Here is a 24,919-nt window from a genome sequence, read left to right as displayed (position 1 = left end):
TGGAGAATGCTATGAGTCTTGGATTAACTGCACTTGAGTTGGCAAGAATTCAATTTGCCTTTACTGTTTCTTTTCATATTATTTTTCCTGCTACATCCATTGGTTTGGCGTGCTTTCTCGCCATGCTGGAATGGAAATGGCTACGCACTCAAAATCCAATTTACAAAGATTTATTTAAATATTGGATTAAGATTTTTGCTGTTGCATTCGCCATGGGCGTCGTTTCTGGGGTCGTCATGGCCTATCAGTTCGGTACCAATTGGAGTGAATTCTCTCGCATCGCTGGAAGTGTCACCGGCCCTCTCCTTACCTATGAGGTTTTAAGTGCATTCTTTTTGGAAGCAGGTTTCTTGGGGATTATGCTCTTTGGTTGGGGGCGTGTCGGTCCCAAAGCCCACTTCTTTGCCACCTTAATGGTTGCTATCGGCACCTGTATCTCCATGTTCTGGATTTTGTCTTCCAACAGTTGGATGCAAACCCCTCAGGGCTTTGCCATCGAAAACGGTATTATTGTCCCGACAGACTGGTGGGCGATTGTATTTAACCCCTCCTTCCCCTATCGCTTTGCACATATGGCAACGGCAGCATTCCTTGTGTCTGGCTTGCTGGTTGTGGGCACCGCAGCATGGCATTTGTTCAAAGGCCGTCGCGATGAGTTGGTGAAAAAGTCCTTTTCCATGGGCTTATGGATGGTACTGATCACATCTTGTCTGCAAGTTGTGATTGGTGATCATCACGGTTTAAATACTTTAAAGCACCAACCTGCAAAGTTGGCAGCCATTGAAGGGCATTGGGAAACCAACCGTGACCATGCTATGCCTTTACTACTCTTCGCTTTACCAAATATGGAAACAGAGTCGAATGATCTTGAAATTGGAATTCCTTATGTAGGCAGTTTGATTCTTACCCATTCACTAGAAGGTCAAGTCACAGGCTTAAAAGATTTTGCACCCGAAGACCGTCCAAATGCCTTAATTGTATTTTGGAGCTTTCGTGTCATGGTTGGCTTGGGCATGTTGATGGTTCTACTCTCGCTCACAGCACTGTGGCTACGTAAAAAAGGCGCCTTATATGAAAGCAGTTGGTTTCATAAGTTTGCCATTATTATGGGACCTACAGGTTATATCGCGCTCCTAGCAGGTTGGGTCACCACCGAGGTCGGCCGCCAACCTTGGGTAGTGTATGGGGTAATTCGTACCAAAGAGGGCTTGTCGCATACAGTTACAGCAGATCAGGTCGGATTAAGTCTCATCATCTTTGTCTTGGTTTATACCGTGGTATTTGGTGCAGGTATTTACTATATGTTGCGCTTAATCAAGCTCGGGCCTTCATTTTCCACTCCCTTAGATGCTGTTCAAGAAGTAGGTCCAGGTCATTTTAAAACCCCTTTACGTCCGCTAAGCGCTGTAGATGAATCACTTGATTCAACAAATCGCTCTACTCCAGATAGCAAGGAGAAACCGCATGATTGATCTCGTTATGGTGTGGGTCGGAATTATCGGACTCGGTGTGCTCATCTATGTGGTTATGGATGGCTTTGACTTAGGGATTGGCATCCTGTTCCCGTTCATTCACGGTAGTCAAGAGCGTGATGTGATGATGAACACGGTCGCGCCTGTTTGGGATGGCAATGAAACATGGATGGTACTGGGTGGTGCTGGGTTATTCGCTGCATTTCCTTTGGTCTATTCAACCGTTTTATCGGCACTGTATTTACCCATTATCTTTATGGTAGTGGCCTTGATTTTCCGAGGTGTCGCCTTTGAATTTCGCTTCAAAGCCACTCGAACCAAATACCTTTGGGATCTCGCATTTATTTGGGGTTCTATCTTATCGAGCTTTTTCCAAGGTGTGATCTTAGGCGCCTATATCCAAGGTATACAGACCAGCAACGGTATTTATAGTGGCGGCGTATTGGACTGGTTGACTCCATTTAGCGTATTTACAGGCATTGGGGTCGTGGTGATGTACGCCACTTTAGGCTGTGGCTGGCTTATTTGGAAAACAGAGAAAGACTTACAACAGCGTATGTATCATCTAATGCCACGCTTGATCATAGCTTTGCTCATTATTTTTGGTGCGGTCAGTTTATATACGCCCCTGACTCATCCTGAAATTGCACAGCGCTGGTTCTCTTTACCGAACTTATTTTATTTTAGCCCCGTGCCCATTTTGGTCTTGTTATTCGTTGGATTAATTTTATCTGCATGTAAAAAGCAACATGACCTCAAGCCCTTTATTTATACCTTAGCTTTGGTGTTTTTAGCCTTTACAGGCTTCGTGATTAGTTTATGGCCGAATATTATTCCGCCATCGGTCAATATTTGGCAAGCGGCTGCGCCTGAGTCGAGTTTAAAATTCACTTTGGTCGGTGCTGCCATTTTAATCCCCATCATCCTAGCCTATACGTTCTTGTCTTATTGGGTATTCCGTGACAAAGTCCGTATTGGAGATCAGGGCTATCATTAATAGAGGAGATAAACATGAAAAAATTTGTGGATCGACTCAGCCCACAATTATGGTTTATTTTATTATGGTGCTTTGGCGTGATCTCTCTCGCACTTATTGCGGGTTTCTTCAAGCTCATGCTGAGTTTTGCATACTAAATTAATCATTTTTATGAATCGAGCATGGGACCTTAGATATCGGTCCTGTGCTTTTTAATTGTAGCGACCGCCATATGTATAAATCAGAAAAACTTGCGCTCAGCCTAAAACATTTGATTGAGAGTGGTTTTTGGAAACCTAACGACAAGTTACCTTCTCTGCGCCAGCAAGCGGAAACATCAGGCTTCAGCCTCATGACCGTGATGAATGCCTATCAGGAACTCGAAGCGCAGGGGCTGATTTATTCACAAGAAAAACTCGGTTACTTTGTCACTGGCGATGCTCAGTCAGAGCATAATGCCAATAGTGTTGTCCTCAATGAAAAAATTGAAATAAACTCTAAAATTTTCAGATACTTAAAATCCATTCAATCTGAAAAGATGATTCCCTTTGGCATCGCTTTTCCCAACAGCCAACTCTTGTACTCAGCCAAGCTAATGCAAACCTTAGGACAACGTGCCAAGCACCGTCTTAGTTATGAACAAATGCCGAGTTTACCCCCAGGTAACTTTGAGTTACGGAAACTGATTGCCCAACGCTACTGCATGCAAGGGATTCCGACGGATCCATCCGATATTGTGATTACCTCAGGCGGGTTGGATGCTTTAAATCTTTCTTTGCAGGCTATGACCCAACCGGGTGATTATATTTTGCTTCAAAAAACAATATTTTATGGTGCTTGGCAAGCTGCGGAACATTTGGGTCTTAAAGTTATTAGTATTCCTGAACATGACGAGCATGGTATTGACCTCGAAGCTTTTAAAGATGCGATTGAGCGCTATCCAATTAAAGTCTGCCTGCTCATGCTCAATAGCCATAATCCGATTGGTTTTACGGTCAGTGATGAAATCAAATATCAACTGGCAAAACTGTTGCATGAACGTGATATTTATCTGATTGAAGACGATGTTTATGAAGAGCTTTATTTTGATCATAAAAAACCGCTGTCGATGAAATACTTTGATCAGAAAAATTTGGTTCTACACTGCTCTTCTTTTTCAAAAACTTTGGGTGCGGGTTTTCGAATTGGTTGGGTCTATGCGGGTAAGTTTTCAGAGCATATTCAGCATTTACAATTGATGAGCACACTTTCCGTCAACTCATTTATTCAAAACGCCTTGGTCGATTATTTATCGCATCGACATTATGAAAAACACTTAAAAACCTTACGTAACACCTTAAAACGTCTAAAAAATCAGTATTACACTTATTTATCTGAACATTTGTCTGAAGATTATCAAATTCATTATTATCCATCGGGCTATTTTTTATGGATTACCCTGCCCGAGCAAGTGAATGGTAATGTAATTTATGAGCAACTCTTAGAGAAAAATATCAGTATTGCACCGGGTTCTTTATTTTATCAAACTGATCATGTGCCGCATCATATTCGCATCAATTGTTCCTTTGAAATCAATGACAGTATCCAAAATGCCTTAGATACGTTGATCAAATGTATTTATCCAAATGCTTTCGATTCAAATAATATTGTTTAAGTGGCTACTCATTGGGAGCATTTTTTATTCATTAGAATCATAAGCCCCTGTAAAAAGTAATATGACATGATCACTTCTGAACATGTCATCCAACGTTAGTACAGACTTATTTTTAAACTGAAATATATTGAGTGTTGAATGCAAAGCGTTTGAATTTAAAACCGCTTAATCTTCTCATCTTTGGTAAATATTAACTTTCAACCGAAAGGTTAGGCAGTCCTTCTTCTGCGGTGAAGTGAATATCAAAGGGTTTATTGGTGATAAAGAGCATTAAGGCATCATTATCGCTTCGCGCACCATGAAACATCACAGAACCCTCAGGAAACCACACAAAATTTCCTGGCCCAAACTCACCCTGACTGGTAACCAAATGTCCCTCTAATACATACATGCCATGCGCACAATGATGCCAATGCTCCACTGTCCTAAATCCAGCTGGATAACGTAACTTCCAAATCATCATGCCAGTATCTGGATCTTGCAAGCAGGTCTTAACAGGTAATTCACTGTTTAAAAAAGGAATGGGAATAAATTCCCATGGCATGGTATTGGTGTTTAGCACAAAAGGTTGATCCGCCATTGTTCTGTTCCCTGAATTTATTTTTGATAACTTTTTAAAAGGAATGACCTGATCACATCAATATGATCAGGTCATTAAACATCAGCCGATTTTAATAATCGGCTTCAGCGTAACTCCTTTATGACTGTCTATCGCGGCTTGATTGATGTCATCAAAGGCATAGAACTTTACTAGTTGATCAAACGGAAATTTACCTTGTTGATACAGCGTGACTAACTCAGGAATAAATTTCTTCGGTGCGCCACTGCCTTCAACCACACCCAAAATGGTTTTTCCACCCAACAATAAATCATTCACATCAAACTGAGCGGTAGTGCCTAAAGGTGGCGCACCAACCACTGCAATTTTGCCTAAAATCCCGAGTGCATCAATGCCCTGTTTTAAGATTTCAGGTCGCCCAGTAGACTCAAGCGCGAAGTTGATTCCACCGCCTGTAATCTCTTTGATCACCGCCACAGGATCTTGCGTTTTGCTATTAATCACATGGGTTGCACCCAATTGTTTAGCCAGCTCCAAACGTGATTCGACAATGTCGACAGCAATAATCGTTGCAGCACCACAGACTTTTGCTGCAAGCAAAGCACTTAGACCTACTGCACCGGCGCCCCATGTCACAAAGCTACTCGCAGGTGTTACTTTGAGGGCATTGATACATGCGCCCGCACCTGTTTGGATACCACAGCCTAAAGGCCCAAGTAGTTCAAGTGGAACCTCTTTGGTCACCTTCACTGCATTATTTTCACGGCTTAACGCATAAGTCGCAAAGGAAGACTGAGCAAAAAAATGATCATGTACGACGGCATGATCATGGGTACAGATTGCACTATGTCCGCCTAGGTCAGCACCACTGAAGTTGCGACCAAAGAACTCTGCGCAATAAGCAGGGTTGCCCGTATTACACTGAGTACATTTACCACAATAGCCATAACTCAACACCACATGATCACCCACTTGCAGGTCTGTGACATTCGGGCCAATCGCCTCAATAATCCCTGCGCCCTCATGACCAAGAACAGCAGGCAGTGGTACAGGATAATATTGATCACGGACAATTAAGTCGGTATGGCACATACCTGTGGCCACAACTTTCACCAATACTTCATCGCCTTGAGGCTGACGGATTTTAAGTGCTTGCAATTCAAAGTCTGCACCTTTACATGCCGTCACTGCGGCAATAATTTCTTTCATTTCGTTCATACGATTACTTCCTGTAATAAATGATTCAACTGATTAAAAAGGATAATGTGGTGCTTGAGCCTGTACAGTCATCCATTGCCATTGGGTAAACTCATCGGCATTGGCAGGACCACCGATACGCGTTCCGTTTCCTGATGAGCCGAAACCACCAAATGGATTGACTGTTTCATCATTCACTGTTTGATCGTTGATGTGTAGTAAACCGACTTTGAGCTGTGCCCCCAGCTGCATAGCACGTCCCACATTTGAGCTAATCACACCGGCTGAAAGCCCGTAGTCTCCATCGTTAGCAAGCTCAATCGCTTGTTCATCTGTGCTAAAAGGAATCAAAACCGCAACAGGGCCAAAAATTTCTTCACTAAAAATTGAATTATTGGCTGTCACATCTGAAAGCACAGTCGGTTCAAAGAATACGCCATCGGCACGTCCGCCTATTTCCAGTGTTGCACCCTCTGCAACTGCTGCATTGACCAATTGTTCGACACGTTGCGCTTGTTTGGCATTAATCAAAGGGCCAATAGTGACATGACTTTCACTCGGGTTACCCACCACAAAGTTCTTCACTTTTTCAATTACACGCTGTTTGACTTGTGCATAAATTTTCTGATGAATCAAAATTTTGCCTGAAGTCATACAGATTTGACCTGAGTGCAAAAATGCACCCCATGCGATATTTTCAGCAGCCAACTCGATATCCGCATCATCTAGAATAATCAGCGAGTTTTTACCGCCTAACTCTAATGAGACTTTTTTCAAGGTTTTTGCAGCATTGGCGCCGACTATACGCCCGACATTTGTTGAACCCGTAAACTGAATACTGGCAATATTTTTATCCAGTGTCAGTGCTTCTCCGACTTCAGCTCCACCCGGTAAGACATGCAACAGACCTTTCGGGAGTCCAGCAAGTTCAAAAATACGTGCAATCGCATAACCACTACACACAGCTGTGCGTTCATCTGGTTTAAGTACCACTGCATTACCCAGTGCTAATGCAGGTGCAACTGCACGTAATGCTAAATAGAGTGGAAAATTAAAAGGTGAAATGACTCCAACCACACCAAGCGGTAAGCGTTTTGCAATGCTGAGTTTCCCATTTTGGGTTGGCAGGACTGTGCCCTGATCCGCAGCAGGTAAACCGATACAATGCTTGAGCACTTGAATAGAAATACTGACTTCAAAACCTGCTTTAAGCGGTAAAGAACCACTTTCTTTCACCAACAATTCAATTACATCTGCTTGGTGTTCCGTGAGTAAAATGGCTGCCCGCTCAAATACCGCTTGGCGTTCTTGATAACTCAGTGCCCACCATGCCTGCTGTGCAGTTTTTGCCTGTTGCGCTGCCTCTACTACATCTTGGGAGGAAGCATAGCCAATTTCGCCCAGTTCTTGACCTGTCGCCACTTCAACCACGCTATACGTCTGTTGGGCTGGTTGCCATGAACCGTTGAATAGTTTTTTATCCCAAATCTCTCTTGCTAATATCGACATAATCACCTCTTGAAAATTGACCTAAACAATCCACACATCCATCCATTTTCATCGTTGCAGAACTGAAGCAATGGATGTGTTGTCATCGCACATGCTTTGAATTAAAAAATGTAAAAAAGTCGAAAGTTTAGTCCAAACTCTTTCTTCAACCCACTTTCGACCTGCGTGTCTGAAACCAACTGTGCACTCAATTGCGTTTTGGCATTCATCATGTGCTGGAACTCAAATCGAGCCTGTTGCTTTTCCATGTTTTGATTGAGCTGAATGCCATCCAAAGATTGTTCACCGCCATAGTTGGCTGCATATCCCAAGGCAAATCGCTGCTTGGCATTTAAGTCATAACGTAAATTGACCTGTGTTTGATAACTGGTGTCTTGAGACAGGGTCTGATTGCCACTGCCTGCTTTATCATTGTCTCCATACCAAATTGCATCTTGATAAAACTCAAAACCCCATTTGCCATAAAGCGGTTGTACCCAAGCCAACTGCACATCATATTTAAAACGGTTTTCACCTAGGTTCACGGCATCATTTTTATCGTATTGTCCAAGCGGTAAATAAATAAACGGAGTTACCGCGAAATAGCGACCCGAAGCCCCTTGTTCAGGTTGATTAATCAACCAAAAAGCAGAGGCTATAATCGGATCTGCAAAACCCGATGCATTATTCAAATCTGCATCACCAATTTGAGTATTTCGCACCGATCCAAAGGGAATAACCACTTGCGGCGTTGCACGTAAACCTGCGATGTCGGTGTAATGAATGAAACGTGCAATACCAATATCTGAGCGAGAATCAGCATGGGTTTTATCACCCTTTTGGTAGTAACCATCCATTTCACTATGTTGATAATAAAAAACCCCAAGATTGGTTCCGCTCGGGAGGGTTGTATAATCCCCAACATTCACATCAATGGCATGACTCTGTGATGCGCACAAAACACCAAGTATGAGTAATCCCGCATTTTTATTCCCAAAATACATAACATGTTCCCTTTTATCCAAATTATCCTTAATGGCTCATCTCTTTTCTTGAGCTTGTTTTAATGACCTTTAAATGCATTGATCATTTGTCAAAAATCATCAAGCGTCTTGCTTGACCGAGTATGAGTTGTAGAGTTATTGCAGAATGCATGCCATAAATTTAATCAATAAATATCAATAACTTGAGTGTTTGTAAAAATTACTCATGTCCATAAAGTAGACATACTAAAAAAGGACTGTCCAGTTACTGGACAGTCCTGCTGTAAATTAAGATTTAAAAAAATCTCTTGAGGTAAATTGGTACTCTGTATACGAAACTTAGACCAAAAGTGCGAAACAGTATTGCGTTTAAATAACAGTAAAAGCTAAAGATATGGGCTAGATAGCTCAAAGCTAAGTTATGTAATAACACCTAACTGCTGATGTATTTATACACCGTTGTTCTTGAAATATTTAAGCGCTTGGCCGTGCGTGCAATATTGCCATTTTCTTCATCTAATACCTGCATGACCATCTGTTTGGTCATCGCATTTAAGTTTGGATTTTCCACTGCTAGCATAGACTGATTCGCCGTTTGAACACCATCCGAGGACTCAGGCAAATAAAGCTGTGTCAAAACATCGCCCTCATTAAACGCAGCCGATAACCTTACAATGTGAATAAGCTCACGGATATTCCCCGCCCATGTATAGGTCTGAAACTGCTGCTCGACTTGAGCTGACCATTGCGAGATGCCAAACTGATGTAAAATACGATGGAAAATCGCTCGCTTATCTTGTCGTAAACGTAAAGGTTCCAGATGCACTTGAAAACCACAGATCCGATAATATAAATCGCTACGGAATGTCTGCTGTTCAATTTTCATTTTCAAGTCTTGATGGGTTGCACATAATAACTTAAATGCTGATTTAATCGGCTTTCGCCCCCCAACCCGATAAAACCGTTGGTCTTGCAAGACGCGTAAAATTTTGACTTGTAAATGTAAGGGCAAATCACCAATTTCATCGAGAAACAAAATACCTTGATCCGCCAGTTCAATCAGTCCTTTTTCACCTTGCTTTTTTGCTCCTGTAAAAGCACCGCCTTCATAACCAAACAGCTCCGCCTCTAATAAATGGTCAGGAATCGCGCCACAGTTAATGGAAATAAAAGGTAAGTCAGCATCCAGCTTTTGATGTAACTGCTGTGCGAAGTGGTCTTTACCCGTACCCGTTTCTCCTGTGATCAGCACTGGAATATCTGCTTTTAAAGCTCTTAGGGCCTGATCAAGCACCTGCTGCATAGCGATTTGTTTGGTCTGTCTTTTTTCAGCTCTATGCAAGGCATACCACTTTGCATAGAAAAATGCATGATCGTGACTTTGGATAAAAAATGAATCAGTTGTCTCAAGCTGACTCAATGTCTTTGTTAAAAAGAAATCGTAAATACAGCGACCTAATAACAGTTCAATCGAACAGTTGAGTAATTTCAATGCCATTTGATTGGCTTTCACAACTTGCCCATAATTATCCAGCACGATCATGCCTGTATAAGCATTTTCAATTAAGTCTTTTGAATGTTGGAAATAAAGTACACGTTGGTTTGGTTTGAGTTCTGCAAGAATCAGTTTATTTTCTAAAATATAACTTTGATACAGCAAATGTCGAAGCCAATTGCTCGCCAAAAGCCCTTGCGGTGAGGTGATATCTAAAGCGCCTAAAACTGCTCCTGCTCCATTAAAAATAGGCACAGACGCACAAGAATAATTGGCAAATTCATCCAAATAATGCTGATGTCCCGTCATGATCATAGGCTGTTTTGACAAAACACTACATGTCGGTGCAATTGCTCCAAATATAGAAGGATCAATCACTCGACCTGTCCGTAAAAAGTGATACTGCTCGTCTAAGTCTGGATTATGGCGTTCGGCAATAATTTTAAGCTGTTGATTAATTAAAAAAACACTAACATCCTGCTGTCCAAATAACTGCCAAATATCGTTTAAAACGACTTCAGCAAGTGCAGCAAATCTGACATCCTCACAAGACAGATGATCGACAGGAAAATCATGTAACGAGGTCAGTTTAGAAAAAGGACTTAAACCCGCTTTTTTCGATCTTTCCCATGCTTGTAAAATTGGTGAATCTCGCTCCACAATCTCTGGAAGCACACCAGTCGTGTAAAAATTGTATTTAATATTTTGCCAAGAAAATTCAGATAAACCATCCATGAGCATATCCCAAATTAAACCGTTTCTTTAAATCCTACATGTGCTGATTTGAACGTATTTTTATGTACATCTACTACTCATTTTGATGTTTGAGAAGCAAGTCTATTCCGTACCGTAAAATACATTCAATTTAAACACGAATACCGCGCTATAGTTTTAATCAATTTCAATCAACACTAAACCAATTTACCTGCACCAGAAGTGATGAAAAAAACTTCAGCTACTCCATCACCATAAAGCTATGTATAGGATTTCTCAATACCCATATTTTGAAAATAGCTACGATAAACATAAACACAGCCGAATGAAAAACTCGCCATCAGGCCAGATGCAACAGGTAAAGCCATCACGCTGTCTTGAGGAAAGACAAAAACCAAAAATGGAAAGGCATAGACAGCAGGAATGCGCATATCAAAGAGCTTGAGCAAAAGAAACATTAAAGGCATGTATATGAGGGTGAGTATTATCCCATCTTGAATCCACAATTGCATAAGCACGGCCATTGAAATCGACAGTGTCAACACAGCAACCTGCTTAAGATACATTTTCAACGAATACATCATCATATTTAATGATTCATACACGACCACTGTAATCGGTGGAATCAGTGCCATCGCTTCAACCTTAAAAATAGCAGCGAGTGCAAAACCGATTAAAGTAATACTGGCATACACACCTATTTTTCGTCGATCAAAATTGCCTTTCCGCTCTATGCCCTGATTCAGTTTAAAGAGCACAACACCCAACATCAGCATAAAACTGGTGACAAAAATCGAAATCAAAAACGATAGTTCATAAGCTTGGGTCACAATCGGCAAGAAACCCGTGGCCAGTGCGGGCGGTAATATATAGTTAAACATCCGCATCACCAGCAACATGGCACATAGAACCAAAACCAGTTTGAGCAGATATGAAATCGGCATCAAATTAATACAGAACCCGATTACAGCAGTCAGACTCGGTAAAATAAAAATTTTATCTGGCTGATTCAGCCACTGTTTATCTCGATAAACCCACAATCCAACGGCCATCGCTGCCATTTCGGGCAGAATGATTTCACGATCATTCAGTCCATAAGCCGCTACCACCATGAGCAAAATAAAGAGAAAAGCCATAACATAGCTTTGGGAGCTTAACGTTGTCTTTGCCTGTGACATCGGATTCATCTACGGTTCCTTATTTTGATTTAAAACGCTATAGCGCCAAGGATGTATCTCGTCAGTACGATCACGCTAGGAGCAAAAAGCACCATGATTATTCCTGAAATAATCATGGAAAGGCTGGCAATGACGCCTTCTAATTCATGGCGCTGTCTTGCCCGAGCAATACCCATAGCATGTGCAGCATTACCCAGTGCAGAACCCGAAGCAATTCTGTTCTTGCACCGCATCCATAACAACAGCACATCTCCCAACAACATACCTACCAAACCTGTAATCACAGTAAAGAGTGGAATCAGGCTGATGGATCCCCCCACTTTTTCGGTGAGCACCAAAGCAAAAGGAATCGAAATGGAACGCGCCAACAAGCTATTTTTAACGATGTCATCAAAGTCCAATAGACTCGCCAAAAACCAACTGCTGAAAATACCCACCAACATGGCGAGGCTGGAGCTGAACAGCAACACTTTAAAATGTTGCTGAACCATACGGCGATAACGAAAAACAGGAATAGCAAAAGCCACCGTAATTGGACCAAGCATCGCCACCAAGTACTGGGTATAGTGGTAATAGTCTTGGAACTGGTGCTGAAATATTAGAATCAGTACGATGCTCAAGATGGGCACAACAATAATCGGGGACAAATAGATTTTTTGGGTTCGTACAAAGAGCCTCTTTGCCATGACATAGCACAGCACGGTCCAAGCCAAGTAAAAAACACCCCAAAACTCAGTCATCCTGATTTTCCTGCATTGTCTGTTCTGGTTTTGAGTCTTCTTGCTTTAAGCAAATAGCGACGGTATATACCGAAACCAACATGACCAAAGCGGTACTGATCAAAATCACCAGTAGAATTTTCCAACCACTAGCGATCAATAAATCCTGATACTGAATCACACCGACCACAGGTGGAATGAAAAATAGCAATAGTTCAGCCAATAATAGATCTGCACCGCGTTCAATGTGGGCTAATTTCAGCCACTTCATTTCGAGTAAGAACAACAGTAGAAAGAAGCCCAACACACCCGACGCAACAGGCAGATTCAACAGCTTTTGCAAGACATAAGCACCGCTCCAAACGGCCAAAATAGCCATGATTTGGTAGCTCGCGGTTTTTAGCGTCTTCAACTGAGTTTGGACGTCCAACATCATCCGATGTCCGCATAAGCCCGTTGTTTAAATGGCTGAATGGAGACACGTTTATAAGTTTCCAAAAAGGATTCTTGCTCCAAACGCAAATCCAAATAAGTATTTAAAATTTCTTCGAGCACATCTGGAATATCTTCTGCGGGAAATGAAGGGCCTAAAATATCACCAATGGATGCATCATGATCTGAGTTACCCCCTAAGCTAATTTGGTAATATTCAGCGCCTTTTTTATCGACACCCAAAATACCAATATTGCCAACATGGTGATGCCCACATGCATTCATACAGCCTGAAATATTTAAATCAACTTTACCTAAATGATATAAAGCATCCAAATCATCAAAACGGCGAGCAATCGCTTCATACACTGGAATAGATTTGGCATTTGCCAAAGAGCAAAAGTCGCCACCCGGACAGCAAATCATGTCGGTCAGGAAGCCAATATGTGCACGAGCCAAATTGCCACGATCCAAGACTTGCCACAGTTCAAACAGATCCTTTTGGCGTACGTCAGTTAAGGCAATATTTTGCTCATGCGTGGTTCGCAGCTCACCAAAAGTATATTGGTCAGCCAAATCTGCAATTAAGCGCATTTCATCGGAAGTCATATCCCCTGGCGCCACACCTGCCCGTTTCAAGCTGATCGTAACAATGCGGTAGCCCGCGACTTTATGTGCATGGGTATTGATATTGAACCAGTGTTTAAACTTCGGATACTGCTGGAACAAAGCCTCAAAATCGTATTGTTCTAAAGGTTCATAGGTAAATGGCTGAAACACCGCATCCATTTTCGCCAAGACACTGGGCTGAACCTTGAGTAGTGTTTGAGTATGTGCAAACTCGGCTTCAACTTTTTCAGCAAAACCTGCTGGGGTCAGGGCTTTCACTAAAATTTTAATACGTGCTTTGTATTTATTATCACGGCGGCCATGCAGGTTATAGACACGCATGATGGCATCTAAATAAGCAATTAAATCTTCACGGGCTAAAAATGGCTTAATCACATGTCCCGCTAAAGGTGTACGCCCAAGCCCGCCACCGACTTTAATTTGATAGCCCAACTCCCCTGCTTCATTTTCCACCACATAGACTCCCACATCATGAAAGGTCGTAGCAGCACGGTCTTGCTCAGGGTGTGCACAAACCGCAATTTTAAATTTGCGCGGAAGGAATGAAAACTCAGGATGGAAAGTACTCCACTGGCGAATCAATTCGCAGGTCGGGCGCGGATCTGTGAGCTCTCCATCAACAACACCTGCATATTGGTCTGTGGTGGTGTTTCGAATACAGTTGCCACTGGTCTGAATAGAATGCATGTGTACCGTAGCAAGTTCCTGCAAAATATCAGGCACATCTTCAAGCTGCGGCCAATTCAGTTGAATATTTTGACGCGTTGAAATATGTGCATAGCCACGATCATACTTCTGTGCAACCTCGGCCACCTTCCGCAGTTGTGCGGAGTTCATTAAGCCATAAGGCACTGCCAAACGTAGCATGGGGGCATAACGCTGAACATATAAACCATTTTGTAACCGTAATGGGCGGTATTCTTCTTCGGTCAGTTTCCCCGCTAAATAACGCTGGGTTTGATCACGAAATTGCGCGACACGTTCATTTAATAAATTTTGATCAAAGTCTGTATATAAAAACATCTGAGTGACCTATGTCTATGCATAAAGATGAAAAGGAGCAGTGTTCGAGGGCGTATCAAAACTATCAATTAGGCTAAAAAAGTTGCCTGATTGCGTGACACACCATGTTGTAAACAGGTCTGCATATACTCGGCATAGACCGATAATTTTTCATAGATATGCTCGGCATAAAACATATCTTCGATCAATTGAGTCGCTTGCTGTAGGCTATAACTGCCGTAGCTCAACAATAATTCTGCATTCAGCGTGGCAAATTTTTCACATAAAGCAACATACTGTTCATCTTTGTTTTTAAAGAATAATTTACGCATATTCCAGTCACGACTGTCGATAATACTATCTTGCGGATGGATGCGAATATAGTAAATTTTTACTTTAAAAAACTGCTCAAGTTCCGCTATTTTTTGCGTATTGAGTGCCAGTGCAGTCACCAAGAAAATCTGTGAAACATCGGTTCGACAGAGTGCTTTGATCAATGAACTATAGAAAAAATCGACATCGTCTAAACTGGTATCACTTAAATCTAAATAAAGATTCAGTGCCTCAAGCACATCATCTATTTTTAAGTTTTGTCTTTGCTCAGCTTGATAGTAACGGTTGAGGATATTAAGAACAGATGGTGTGGCTGGGCTGTTATAAATCACAGGGTGATTTAGATTCGCCAAGATAAAAGGTGCAAACAAAAACGCTGCGCTAGCTTGTTCTGCTTGAATAGCGGACTGCACAATATACTGAACTTTTGAACTTGCAAAATCACGTAAAACTTTGGCACGTAGCAATGTTGCTTCTAAGTTTAGATATTGCTGAGCCAGCACATGCTGTAGTTTTTCTGAAAATCCCTGTCCTTCAATCAGTTCAGACATTGTATTCAGTTGCTGTGTTACAAACATTAGGCCACCATCAAGATTGTGATTCTTTCTTGAAACAAATTTTCATCCGATTTGATGGAAGTAAGTAGCTACAGTAAGGCGGTAAAAAACTATAACAGAATTTTATTGATGTCTTTTTCTGGTTTTATTCTTCAGTTTCCAAACGCACCATAAAAACAATTCAGTTTAGAATCCCTCTGATGATGCGGTTTAATTTTAACGACTCTTTTATCTAAATATAGTCTACTACAGTGTGTGCATATCCAAATCAAGGCGCTTGGTCGTATGAATCCAAAATTTAGCAGTTATACACTGTTACAGTGTCTTGCTCTTGCAGATGATTAAGGCTTGAGTAGCCATTCAACAGAACGATCAAATAGCTTTAAACCATCATTAGACAACAGAGTAAATGTATCATTATGCAGGAAAAACATGAGTCTTTTGGCTGGCGCTAAAGATTCATAATCCATGGTTGCGCCTTTTTCATAGCCCCAAATAGCAACTTTTTCAGGTTCACCATAAACGGTTGCAATAATCGTTGCACCTAAACCAGGTTTCCCCCAATTCATGCTTTCTTGTTTGCTATATACATTTGCTGTACCTGCGGGGAGTTGAGCAGATAACTCATGTGGTGCATTGACCAACCATAAATAGCGTGTTTTTTCTACCTCACCAAAATCCGTTCCTGTTCTCTTCCCAGTCATTGCAAGGTCATCAACATAATCACTTTCCCATGTCATCAAGGGTATAGACAGATACCGCCAGCCAGATTTTAAATTTTTTGAACCTACAGTTGAAGATAAAATCACTAAATCTGTATTTTTAATTTGTTTAGGATCTTGGCTCTGATCAAGAATCTGTACTTGATAACCCTCTGCTTGTAAGTGCGACTGAATTGCTAAATCGGTTTTATAAGAAGGCCCATTCACTTGAGAAATGAGTGTGATATGCGGTGCATTGGGCTTTGCTTGCGTACACAGGGATATCAGCAAACATACTGCACCAATAACTGATGCACACATGAAACGTACTTTTTGCATTTTAGAACCTAAAAAATAGAAAAGAATGATCTAGACAGACACATCAAATTAAATAGCCCTACAACGTTGATAGCAGACAATTGATTTCATGTTAGATCACGTCGCAATTTGCGATTTAGAAGATAGCATATATTTTTTAAATTAAGCTGCTATGTGGTAAATGAGCTGACACGACCCGATTACTATACCCATCTGTAAAGTACATTTAAGCTGTATTCGTCATATAGATGAGACACTTCTTCCTATCCTACTTATTGTTTTGAACGCCTAAAAAATAAAAAATAACGTCATCTCCCAACACATTCTAGTCCAATCATCTATATGTTTGAATCAGGAAGGAACATCGAAATGAAATCAAAACACCATAAAATTGTCTTATCCATCAGTACATTGGCAATCGCCATTGCCACCAGCTTCAGCAATGCAGCAGAGACCAGCTATAAAGCCAGCAGCGTGAACCAGCCCATTAAAATCGTGAATATCGCGTCTTTAGAAGCACAAGCCAAAGCGCAAATGCAATCAGGTGCTTTTGGTTATATTCGTGGCGGTGCAGAAGATGAAAATAACTTACGAAGTAACACTTCTGCTTTTGACAAAAAATATATCATGCCACGTATTATGCAAGGCATTGAACTAAAAGATATTAACCTCAATACCAAGTTCTTGGGCATTGACTTAAAAACCCCGATTATTCAAGCTCCTATGGCTGCTCAGGGTTTAGCCAATGTCGATGGTGAGCTTTCAACTGCCAAAGGTATGGCAAAAGCAGGTTCTATTTTTTCACTCAGCACCTATGGCAATAAAACCATTGAAGAAGTGGCTCAAGTTTCAGGAAAAAACCCTTTCTTCTTTCAGCTTTACATGAGTAAAAATGACAAGTTCAATGAGTTTACCTTGAAGCGTGCCAAAGAGCATGGCGCTAAAGCCATCATTTTAACAGTGGACTCACCTGTCGGTGGCTACCGTGAGGATGACATTAAAAACAACTTCCAGTTTCCCTTGGGCTTTGCAAATTTAGAACTGTTTGCTCAACAAAATAAAGATGGCTCGAAGACAGGTAAAGGGGCTGGTATTAGCGAAATTTATGCCCAAGCCAAACAAGCCTTCACCCCGTCGGACATTCAATATGTAAAAAAATTGACTGGTCTGCCTGTGATTGTCAAAGGGATTCAATCGCCTGAGGATGCTGACATGGCCATTCGTGCGGGTGCCGATGCCATTTGGGTATCTAACCACGGCGGTCGTCAGTTAGATAGTGGTCCATCCTCTTTTGATGTGTTGCCGGGCATTGCCAAAGTCGTCAATAAGCGTGTACCGATTGTTTTTGACAGTGGTGTCCGTCGTGGTTCACACGTATTTAAAGCCTTAGCCAGCGGTGCTGATGTGGTTGCCATTGGTCGCCCAATTCTCTACGGTCTACAACTGGGAGGTGCTGAAGGCGTCAACTCAGTGATGGAACAGTTCAATAAAGAACTCCGCATTAACATGATGCTCGGTGGTGCCAAAGACATTGAAGCGGTGAAAAAAACCAAGCTCTATACAGACAAAGATTTTGAATAAGCACTGACGGCTCTATACCCAAGTCGTTGGCAACCCTGCTGACTGCTTGAGTAAATGCTTATGTGATAAGTCTTGAAATAAACGATTTCACTCAATTTCGAGTTAAACAATGAATGGATATCAACGCCTAGTAGCCGTGCATGCCTTGGCAACTCAAGAAATTCGTCGATTTCTGCGAATATGGCCGCAAAGCTTATTCGCTCCTGCACTGACGCTGACTTTATATTTATTCATTTTTCATAATTTGGCCATACCACTCGCCAATAGCACAGATCAAGCTAACTCTCTGCACTTTATTGTGCCGGGGTTAATCCTGATGGGGGTCATCACCAGTAGTTATGACAATGTTAGCCTTAGCTTCTTTAGTGCTAAATTTAGGAAAACCTTAGAAGAACTACTGACTAGCCCCATGTCTAATCATCTGATTGTGCATGGTTATTTGATGGGCAGTTTAATGCGGGCTTTTATGGTCGCAATTATAAGTAGTCTCATGGCATGGGCACTTACAGATCTAAGCCTAATGCACCCCATACTCCTATTTATGATCCTTTTCATTACGGCAGTATTCTTTTCACTGTGTGGCTTAATCAGTACCTTTCTGATTGATGACTTTGACCAACTGGCAGTCATTCCCAACTTTATCCTCTTACCTTTACTTTTCTCATCGGGGATTTTTTATGATATTGATGCGCTGTCTCCCCATTGGCAGATGATCCATGCGTTCAATCCAATAACGTATCTGGTTGATTGCATTCGTTATAGCTTCATTGCGGGTGTCAGGCCCAATATTCCTTTAATTATGTCGGCTTATGGGGTCAGTATCATGGCTTTATATCGGCTCGCCGATTCTTTATTGACTAAAATGCGGGATGTATAAAACACTGATCTGATTAATGTCTTGATCAGTGGTCTATTTTTTAGAGACAGCATCAAATATTTGCAGGCTCAAAAACATTCAATAAAATCTGACTCAGCCAACTTTGGGGTGAAGTCGTTTGATGCGAGGCCAAAGTATAAAGATTAACAGTATAATCGGGGACCTTAATAGGCAAGTCAAAAACATCAATCTCATGTATCGTTCTGAATTGTTCAACAGCTTTACTAGGTAAGGTCATGATGAGATTGCTAGACTCCAAAATATAAGGTGCAACCATCATATTTGGTAGTTCCAGCGCAATTTGTCGTGTAATACCCATGGTTTTTAAGACCCGATCGACAATTCCATGATGTTCCCCCCATGCACTCACTCGAATATGCTTTGCCTCCACATAGTCCTCAAGTCGCATCGTGCTGTACAATTGCTTAGGTGCAACAACAACATAACGATCTGAAAAACAGAGCTGCTCTACTATTGCCGAATGATTCATTTCACCCTGCTCGGAATATCCAATAACTGCATCCACATGCCCTAAGACTAAACTTTGAAACAGCGCCTCTTGCTGTTCAAACATAATTCTTATTTTGATATTGGGAGCAATCACACTCAGTCTTTTCATGAGAGAAGGCAGAACACAAAAAGCCGTATAGTCTGTTGTGCCCATCACAAATTCCATCGTACTTGAAAGGGGATCAAATGGTTCGACTTGAAATAATTGCTGAGAGATGAGCGCTAAGCTTTCAAAAATGGAGGGCGCTATTTCCTCTGCTTTTTTGGTTGGCAACATTTCCCCTTTCATGCGTACAAACAAAGGATCCTCCATCACATCTCGCAATCTATTCAGTGCATGGCTAAAGGCAGAAGCACTGATATAAATAGACTCAGCGGCCTTAGCTACACTTTTATGCTGATACAAAGCGCGAAAAACCAAGAGTAAATTGAGATCAAAAGCATGAGGTATAGAGTGCATATTATTCATTTTTCAATGTAATAAAATGCAGTATATACACTTAATTTATGCTTTAGAATATTTTCAAAATTATCCGAGTTTCTCTTATGCAAGAAATTATTCGTTCTGTTCAACTCACTGATGTTGCACGTTGTTTCGAAATTGAGTCTGCAGCATATTCAGCAGATGAGGCGGCAAGCCAAGCAAAAATTCAAATTCGAGCCGAACAATATCCCCAAGGTTTCATTGTTCTAGAAGTGGAACATCATGTTATCGGTTTCATTAATAGTGGCTGCGCCGATAAAGTCGTAATGTCTGATGAACACTTTAAAGAATTAAAAGGCCATACACCCTCTGGCACGAACCTTGTCATCATGTCTGTCGTTGTTGACCCTGTATTTCAAGGACGAGGTTATTCGGCAAAACTCATGACCGCTTTTATTGAGAAAGCAAAAAGCCTGAACAAAGCTGCAATCTATTTGATGTGTAAAGAACAGTATCTCAAACTGTATGAGAAATTTGGTTTTCAACTCCTGCAAAAATCAGATTCGACTCATGGAGGAATGCAATGGTATGAGATGAAGTTAGAGCTTGCTTGACATGAACCCAGTTCGGTTCATTCGTCTTGCCAACATCTTGATTAGCGTGCTGGTTTTTGTTGTCATTTTTACACCAAACGTCAAATCATATTTGTGGGGGGCCATTGTATTGACTCTATGTCTGATCTGCGTTTCCTACCAACGTTCAGCAGAAGGTCTATGGGTAGGAATCGGCTTGTTATTAATTGCGATCAGCTTTTATTAGGTGAATGCTAGATCAAGCTATACATTTAAATCAGATAAAACTGACGCTTTTGTGTGATACAGCGTTGTCCTTCATTTAATACTGAAAAGGCACAGTTAAAGTTGTTTTGATACGCTCTAACACAACAGTGGTTTTAAACCACTGTACATTCGCATTTTGATGAAAAAGCTGATCACATAAGGCTTGAAAGCGACTCATACTCGGCACCAAAAGTACCAACATAAAGTCCGCCTCACCTGTTACGTAATAACACTGCTGCACTTCTGGTATTGAAAAACTCGCTTTTAACACGTCAAGATCTGTCACATGAGTTTGGTTAACACGAACCTCGACAAAAATCGTAACCACCTGCCCCAGTTTGTCTGGATCCAGTACTGCGTTATTACCAATAATATAACCACTGTCTCTTAATTTTTGAATGCGACGCTGTACTGAGGCGGTTGATAAATGCACCAAGTCTGCCAATTCGCGTAGCGGCGTGAGGCAATCTTTTTGCAGATGCTGTAATAAAGCGAAGTCAAATTTATCCAATTGCATCAAGCGCATTCCACGAGAAAATTTCTCATTTAAGCTAAACAATATAAGCCAATTTATCAATAAGACTGCAATAAAATATCACTTATTCATGCGTTTTAAGACCCGTTTTATGCCTCAGCATCCCAATACAACACTTGGCATTAGTTTAAATGTCACGGCCTCAGTGCTATTTGCATTAATGTTTGCCTATACTTCACTATTGGGCTCTTTGTCAGGCACAGAAATTTACGGCTGGCGCATTGTATTGAGCATTCCCTGTTTGACACTTTTTATATGGCTAAAAGGCAATTGGTCTCAGGTGATTGTGATTTATCGCCGTTTCTACCAAGAGCGCTTTTTCTTTTTAACACGCGTGTTATCTTCGTTTTTAATTGGGATTCAGTTGTGGCTGTTTATGTGGGCACCCAGTCATGGCTATGGACTGGATGTTTCACTCGGTTATTTTATGATGCCAATTAGCATGGTGATTGTGGGTCGGATTGCGTTTAAAGAGCGAATGTCTCGTTTTCAACAACTGTCCTGTGTTTTTGCAGTACTGGGGATATTGAATCTCTTAGCCATTTCTCAAACCCTGACTTGGCCCACTCTGCTGATTTGCTTGGGTTATCCGATCTATTTTTGGCTCAGACAAAAAACGGAGACGAATAATATAGGCGGACTTTGGTTTGACATGATGCTGAGTGTTCCTGTCTGTCTATACTTTATTATGCACGGTTCTATCGTCACAGAAAGCCTATCTGCAAGTTCACATACACTGTTGCTTATTTCAGGACTTGGATTAATCAGTGCACTGGCTTTGGCATTTCAGTCCTTGTCTGCCCCACATTTAAACTTAAGTCTGTTTGGACTGTTGGTTTATGTCGAACCCGTATTGTTAGTGGCCGTTTCAATCGCCTTAGGAGAAAGTATTACTTTGGCAGAATGGCCAACCTATATCGCCATTTGGCTCGCAGTATGTGTGCTTATGTTAGAAGGGTTACAGCAGTTAAAACGAAACCGTAAGTTAATGGCCTAAATCATTTATTCCATTGAAGCATTTAAAAGGTGATGTTGTCTCACAATACTATTCAATAAACTGGAAAAATTGATTGCAGGTTGGCTATGCAGATCTGCTTTAAACGCAATACCGAGTCCAATGGTTGCGGTTTTATTTTTTAGATATTTATATTTAATCCCTTCAATTTTGAGCTGTTGGGTGGACTCAGGCACTAAAGAAATCCCTAAGTTCGCCGCAACCAACGATAAAATTGAAACAATCTGAGGCGCTTGCTGTCCAACTTTTGGGGTAAAACCATGCTGTTGGCAAGTATTTAGAATCGCAGCATACAGCCCAGCACTCACCTCAGGAGGAGAAACAATAAAACTTTCATGTGCAAATTCTGCAAAATCCACCATCTCTTCATCTGCGGGATAATGTAAAGGCAAAGCAGCAATCAACTTTTCATCAATCAAGTTACGAATCGTAATAGCTTTCGGGTACTGTGCAGGTGGCCGTACAATCGCAATGTCTAATTCATTATTCAGTAAACTTTCAATTAAAATCAAAGAATTGGCTTCTTTTAACACCAAATTCACCTGCGGATATCGCTGCTGGAATGCTTGGATGGCGGTCGGAATTAAAGAATTTAAAATTGAGGTGCCTGTAAAGCCGAGCGTTAGTTCTCCCCATTCACCATTTGCCGTACTTTGGGCCAATTTCACTGCATTTTTCAGTTGATTCTGAACGGGCAAGACCATTTTAAGAAAAGTTTCCCCTGCTGGTGTCAGTGCAACACCATGAGAATAACGATAAAAAAGTTCAACGCCGATTTCATTTTCCAACTTTTTAATTTGCATACTCAACGGTGGCTGACTTATGCCAAGACGCAAGGCTGCTTTAGAGAAACTTTGCTCTTCTGCGATAGCAATGAAGTACTGAATATTGCGTAGTTCCATATATAAAAGCTATACCATTATTGAGTTATATATATTATACATATACATCTGCACTTCTTAAAATAAAAGCTCTTCTCCATATTAAGTCAGTTAAGTCATGAAACTGAGCTCTTCGATAGAAGCAGACTGGTCTACCTTTCAGCAACCCATTCCACAAACCATCAACAAAGGTACACGGGAATATAAAAAAGCGGGTATGGCGTTGTTCCTATTAGGCTTTGCCAGTTTTTCGCTAATCTATTGCGTACAGCCCTTGCTACCCAATTTAAGTCAAAGTTTCCATATTGCGCCCAGTGCAAGTGCGCTTGCATTGTCTTTAACCACAGGCTTTTTAGCCATGTCGATCGTGCTATCCAGTGCTTTTTCACAAACATTGGGCAGAAAAGGGCTGATGTTTTTCTCGATGCTTTTGGCTTCAATACTTAATGTCATGTGCGCAGTTTCACCGAGTTGGCATGTACTCATGCTTTCAAGAAGCTTAGAAGGTTTTGTTTTGGGTGGAGTTCCTGCTGTTGCTATGGCTTGGATTGCAGAAGAAATTAGCCCGAAAGATTTAGCTAAAACCATGGGGCTATATATTGCAGGCACAGCATTTGGCGGCATGATGGGACGTGTTGGCATGGGTATTTTGACCGAGTTTTTCTCATGGCGTATTTCCATGGCGATTCTCGGTGGCATCTGTCTGTTCTGTGCATTAGGTTTTTTGAAACTCTTACCTAATTCGCGAAATTTCACTGCCCAGCAAGGTCTCTCTTTTAAGTTCCATCTACATGCATGGTATGCACACTTAAGTCATACACGGCTATTAAAAATTTATGTCATCGGTTTTTTGCTCACCAGTATCTTTGTCACTTTGTTTAATTATGTGACCTTTAGACTGTTTGCAGCACCCTATCATTTAAGCCAAACACAGATCAGCCTCATCTTTTTATCTTATAGTTTGGGTATTATCTCCTCATCTATCGCAGGCAATATCGCAGACCGAGTAGGCAAAAAGCAGGTGATGATTTTGGGCTTTTCATGCATGCTTTTAGGCGTGCTACTCACCCTTTCTGCATCTTTATTTCTGATTATTCTTGGTATTGGCTGTGTGACCACTGGCTTTTTCATTGCCCATGCCATTGCCAGCAGTCGCGTAGGCGAACTCGCAACATCCAATAAAGGCCACGCCACCTCCTTGTATCTGCTTTTTTATTATTTAGGTTCAAGCATTATAGGCGCCTATGGTGGAAATATTTGGCAAAGCTATGGCTGGAATGGCATCGTTATCTTAAATATTTTTCTGATCCTAATTGCACTCATCGTTATTTTTTCAATAAAACCACTCCATTCATCCACCCCAACACCTTAGGAATTTCGACCTCATGCAACAACACTTATTTGTCTACGGTACCTTAGCTCCCAATAAACCCAATGCCCATATTTTAGAAGCGATTGGCGGTACATGGCGCAAAGGCTCTGTGAAAGGATGGCTTAAAGAAGCTGGTTGGGGTGCAGAACTTGGCTTTCCTGGCCTGACGCTGAGTCCAGATGGGCAAACTATTGATGGATATATTTTTAGTTCAGAACAATTAGATAGCCTGTGGAACAGCTTGGATGAGTTCGAAGGCAGTGAATATCAGCGTGTTTTAACTGAGGTCATTTTAGAAAATGGAAAAATACAACAGGCCTATGTCTATGCACTAAATCAGCACGTATAAGTCGTATTTTTATGTAGCGAAGTCTCAAAAATTAAATGAAATCGAATACGGATGATTGCTCATTTAAGCTGATGTTTGAATGGCCTCAAAGTCAGTTACATACCGACTGACTTTGAGACATTAAACCA

The 24,919-nt window shown here is 41.3% G+C and carries 24 protein-coding genes; 10 read left to right on the top strand and 14 right to left on the bottom strand.

The window, feature by feature from the left end:
- The first annotated feature begins 11 nt into the window (after window positions 1–11).
- The 4 genes from ACE01U_RS07755 (at window position 12) to ACE01U_RS07740 (ending at window position 4,102) form a co-directional block, all read left to right on the top strand.
- A complete protein-coding gene (locus ACE01U_RS07755; protein WP_119063785.1) occupies window positions 12–1,472 on the top strand; it encodes a cytochrome ubiquinol oxidase subunit I in 1,461 nt (486 codons plus the stop codon).
- Entirely contained in the window at window positions 1,465–2,469 is a 1,005-nt protein-coding gene (cydB, locus tag ACE01U_RS07750) for a cytochrome d ubiquinol oxidase subunit II (protein WP_086208669.1), read from the top strand. The genes ACE01U_RS07755 and cydB overlap by 8 nt, the downstream gene beginning before the upstream one ends.
- 14 nt (window positions 2,470–2,483) lie before the next feature.
- Entirely contained in the window at window positions 2,484–2,606 is a 123-nt protein-coding gene (locus ACE01U_RS07745) for a DUF2474 family protein (protein WP_086208670.1), read from the top strand.
- A gap of 74 nt (window positions 2,607–2,680) precedes the next feature.
- Entirely contained in the window at window positions 2,681–4,102 is a 1,422-nt protein-coding gene (locus ACE01U_RS07740) for an aminotransferase-like domain-containing protein (RefSeq protein WP_086208671.1), read from the top strand.
- Window positions 4,103–4,292: 190 nt separating this feature from the next.
- Here ACE01U_RS07740 and ACE01U_RS07735 read toward each other — a convergent pair whose 3' ends face one another.
- The 11 genes from ACE01U_RS07735 to ACE01U_RS07685 form a co-directional block, all read right to left on the bottom strand.
- Window positions 4,293–4,682, bottom strand: a complete 390-nt coding sequence (locus ACE01U_RS07735) for a cupin domain-containing protein (RefSeq protein ID WP_291374522.1) — start codon at window positions 4,680–4,682, stop codon at window positions 4,293–4,295.
- Window positions 4,683–4,763: 81 nt separating this feature from the next.
- Window positions 4,764–5,879 (bottom strand): NAD(P)-dependent alcohol dehydrogenase, encoded by a 1,116-nt coding sequence (locus tag ACE01U_RS07730; RefSeq protein ID WP_395579113.1) that lies wholly within the window; start codon window positions 5,877–5,879, stop codon window positions 4,764–4,766.
- Window positions 5,880–5,912: 33 nt separating this feature from the next.
- On the bottom strand, window positions 5,913–7,367 hold the full coding sequence (locus ACE01U_RS07725; RefSeq protein ID WP_395579112.1) for a benzaldehyde dehydrogenase: 1,455 nt from the start codon (window positions 7,365–7,367) through the stop codon (window positions 5,913–5,915).
- A gap of 101 nt (window positions 7,368–7,468) precedes the next feature.
- Window positions 7,469–8,350 (bottom strand): transporter, encoded by an 882-nt coding sequence (locus ACE01U_RS07720; RefSeq protein ID WP_395579111.1) that lies wholly within the window; start codon window positions 8,348–8,350, stop codon window positions 7,469–7,471.
- 412 nt (window positions 8,351–8,762) lie between these two features.
- The gene (locus ACE01U_RS07715; RefSeq protein ID WP_395579110.1) at window positions 8,763–10,559 is read right to left on the bottom strand and encodes a sigma-54-dependent Fis family transcriptional regulator; all 1,797 of its coding nucleotides are present in this window, start codon (window positions 10,557–10,559) and stop codon (window positions 8,763–8,765) included.
- Between the two features lie 239 nt (window positions 10,560–10,798).
- Window positions 10,799–11,725 carry an HPP family protein gene (locus ACE01U_RS07710; RefSeq protein ID WP_395579109.1) on the bottom strand — a complete coding sequence of 309 codons (927 nt, stop codon included), beginning with the start codon at window positions 11,723–11,725 and terminating at the stop codon, window positions 10,799–10,801.
- A 20-nt stretch (window positions 11,726–11,745) separates the two neighbouring features.
- Entirely contained in the window at window positions 11,746–12,456 is a 711-nt protein-coding gene (locus ACE01U_RS07705) for an LrgB family protein (protein WP_395579108.1), read from the bottom strand.
- Window positions 12,449–12,868 (bottom strand): CidA/LrgA family protein, encoded by a 420-nt coding sequence (locus ACE01U_RS07700; RefSeq protein ID WP_395579123.1) that lies wholly within the window; start codon window positions 12,866–12,868, stop codon window positions 12,449–12,451. The genes ACE01U_RS07705 and ACE01U_RS07700 overlap by 8 nt, the downstream gene beginning before the upstream one ends.
- Complete coding sequence (locus ACE01U_RS07695; RefSeq protein ID WP_395579107.1) at window positions 12,868–14,520, bottom strand: nitrite/sulfite reductase; 1,653 nt, start codon at window positions 14,518–14,520, stop codon at window positions 12,868–12,870. Before ACE01U_RS07695 ends, ACE01U_RS07700 begins: the two co-directional genes overlap by 1 nt.
- A gap of 68 nt (window positions 14,521–14,588) precedes the next feature.
- A complete protein-coding gene (locus tag ACE01U_RS07690; RefSeq protein ID WP_110973792.1) occupies window positions 14,589–15,410 on the bottom strand; it encodes a hypothetical protein in 822 nt (273 codons plus the stop codon).
- 320 nt (window positions 15,411–15,730) lie between these two features.
- Window positions 15,731–16,429 (bottom strand): hypothetical protein, encoded by a 699-nt coding sequence (locus ACE01U_RS07685; RefSeq protein WP_139841347.1) that lies wholly within the window; start codon window positions 16,427–16,429, stop codon window positions 15,731–15,733.
- A 348-nt stretch (window positions 16,430–16,777) separates the two neighbouring features.
- Here ACE01U_RS07685 and ACE01U_RS07680 point away from each other — a divergent pair, with 348 nt between their 5' ends.
- Window positions 16,778–17,989, top strand: coding sequence for a lactate oxidase (locus ACE01U_RS07680; protein ID WP_151706490.1), 1,212 nt, complete (start codon window positions 16,778–16,780; stop codon window positions 17,987–17,989).
- 109 nt (window positions 17,990–18,098) lie between these two features.
- Window positions 18,099–18,866: an ABC transporter permease gene (locus ACE01U_RS07675; RefSeq protein WP_395579106.1), complete on the top strand. Its 768-nt coding sequence runs from the start codon at window positions 18,099–18,101 to the stop codon at window positions 18,864–18,866.
- A 52-nt stretch (window positions 18,867–18,918) separates the two neighbouring features.
- On the opposite strand, the gene ACE01U_RS07670 is transcribed toward ACE01U_RS07675, so the two are convergent.
- On the bottom strand, window positions 18,919–19,836 hold the full coding sequence (locus ACE01U_RS07670) for a LysR family transcriptional regulator (RefSeq protein WP_395579105.1): 918 nt from the start codon (window positions 19,834–19,836) through the stop codon (window positions 18,919–18,921).
- An 86-nt stretch (window positions 19,837–19,922) separates the two neighbouring features.
- On the opposite strand from ACE01U_RS07670, the gene ACE01U_RS07665 reads away from it, so the two are divergent.
- A complete protein-coding gene (locus ACE01U_RS07665) occupies window positions 19,923–20,414 on the top strand; it encodes a GNAT family N-acetyltransferase (protein ID WP_395579104.1) in 492 nt (163 codons plus the stop codon).
- Window positions 20,415–20,694: 280 nt separating this feature from the next.
- On the opposite strand, the gene ACE01U_RS07660 is transcribed toward ACE01U_RS07665, so the two are convergent.
- Window positions 20,695–21,156: an Lrp/AsnC family transcriptional regulator gene (locus ACE01U_RS07660; RefSeq protein ID WP_395579103.1), complete on the bottom strand. Its 462-nt coding sequence runs from the start codon at window positions 21,154–21,156 to the stop codon at window positions 20,695–20,697.
- Between the two features lie 109 nt (window positions 21,157–21,265).
- Between ACE01U_RS07660 and rarD the strand changes: the two genes are divergently transcribed.
- Window positions 21,266–22,171 carry an EamA family transporter RarD gene (rarD, locus tag ACE01U_RS07655; protein WP_395579122.1) on the top strand — a complete coding sequence of 302 codons (906 nt, stop codon included), beginning with the start codon at window positions 21,266–21,268 and terminating at the stop codon, window positions 22,169–22,171.
- A 5-nt stretch (window positions 22,172–22,176) separates the two neighbouring features.
- Here the strand turns inward: rarD and ACE01U_RS07650 are convergent, their stop codons facing one another.
- Window positions 22,177–23,091 (bottom strand): LysR family transcriptional regulator, encoded by a 915-nt coding sequence (locus ACE01U_RS07650; RefSeq protein ID WP_395579102.1) that lies wholly within the window; start codon window positions 23,089–23,091, stop codon window positions 22,177–22,179.
- Between the two features lie 97 nt (window positions 23,092–23,188).
- Between ACE01U_RS07650 and ACE01U_RS07645 the strand changes: the two genes are divergently transcribed.
- Together ACE01U_RS07645 and ACE01U_RS07640 are read left to right on the top strand one after the other, a co-directional pair.
- Complete coding sequence (locus tag ACE01U_RS07645) at window positions 23,189–24,442, top strand: MFS transporter (RefSeq protein ID WP_395579101.1); 1,254 nt, start codon at window positions 23,189–23,191, stop codon at window positions 24,440–24,442.
- A gap of 13 nt (window positions 24,443–24,455) precedes the next feature.
- Window positions 24,456–24,791 (top strand): gamma-glutamylcyclotransferase family protein, encoded by a 336-nt coding sequence (locus ACE01U_RS07640; protein WP_395579100.1) that lies wholly within the window; start codon window positions 24,456–24,458, stop codon window positions 24,789–24,791.
- The last annotated feature ends 128 nt before the right edge of the window (window positions 24,792–24,919 follow it).

Source organism: Acinetobacter halobius, assembly GCF_044130335.1.
Lineage (GTDB): Bacteria > Pseudomonadota > Gammaproteobacteria > Pseudomonadales > Moraxellaceae > Acinetobacter.
Note: the sequence above shows the minus strand (reverse complement) of the source record. Positions and strands in the feature narration are given on the sequence as shown.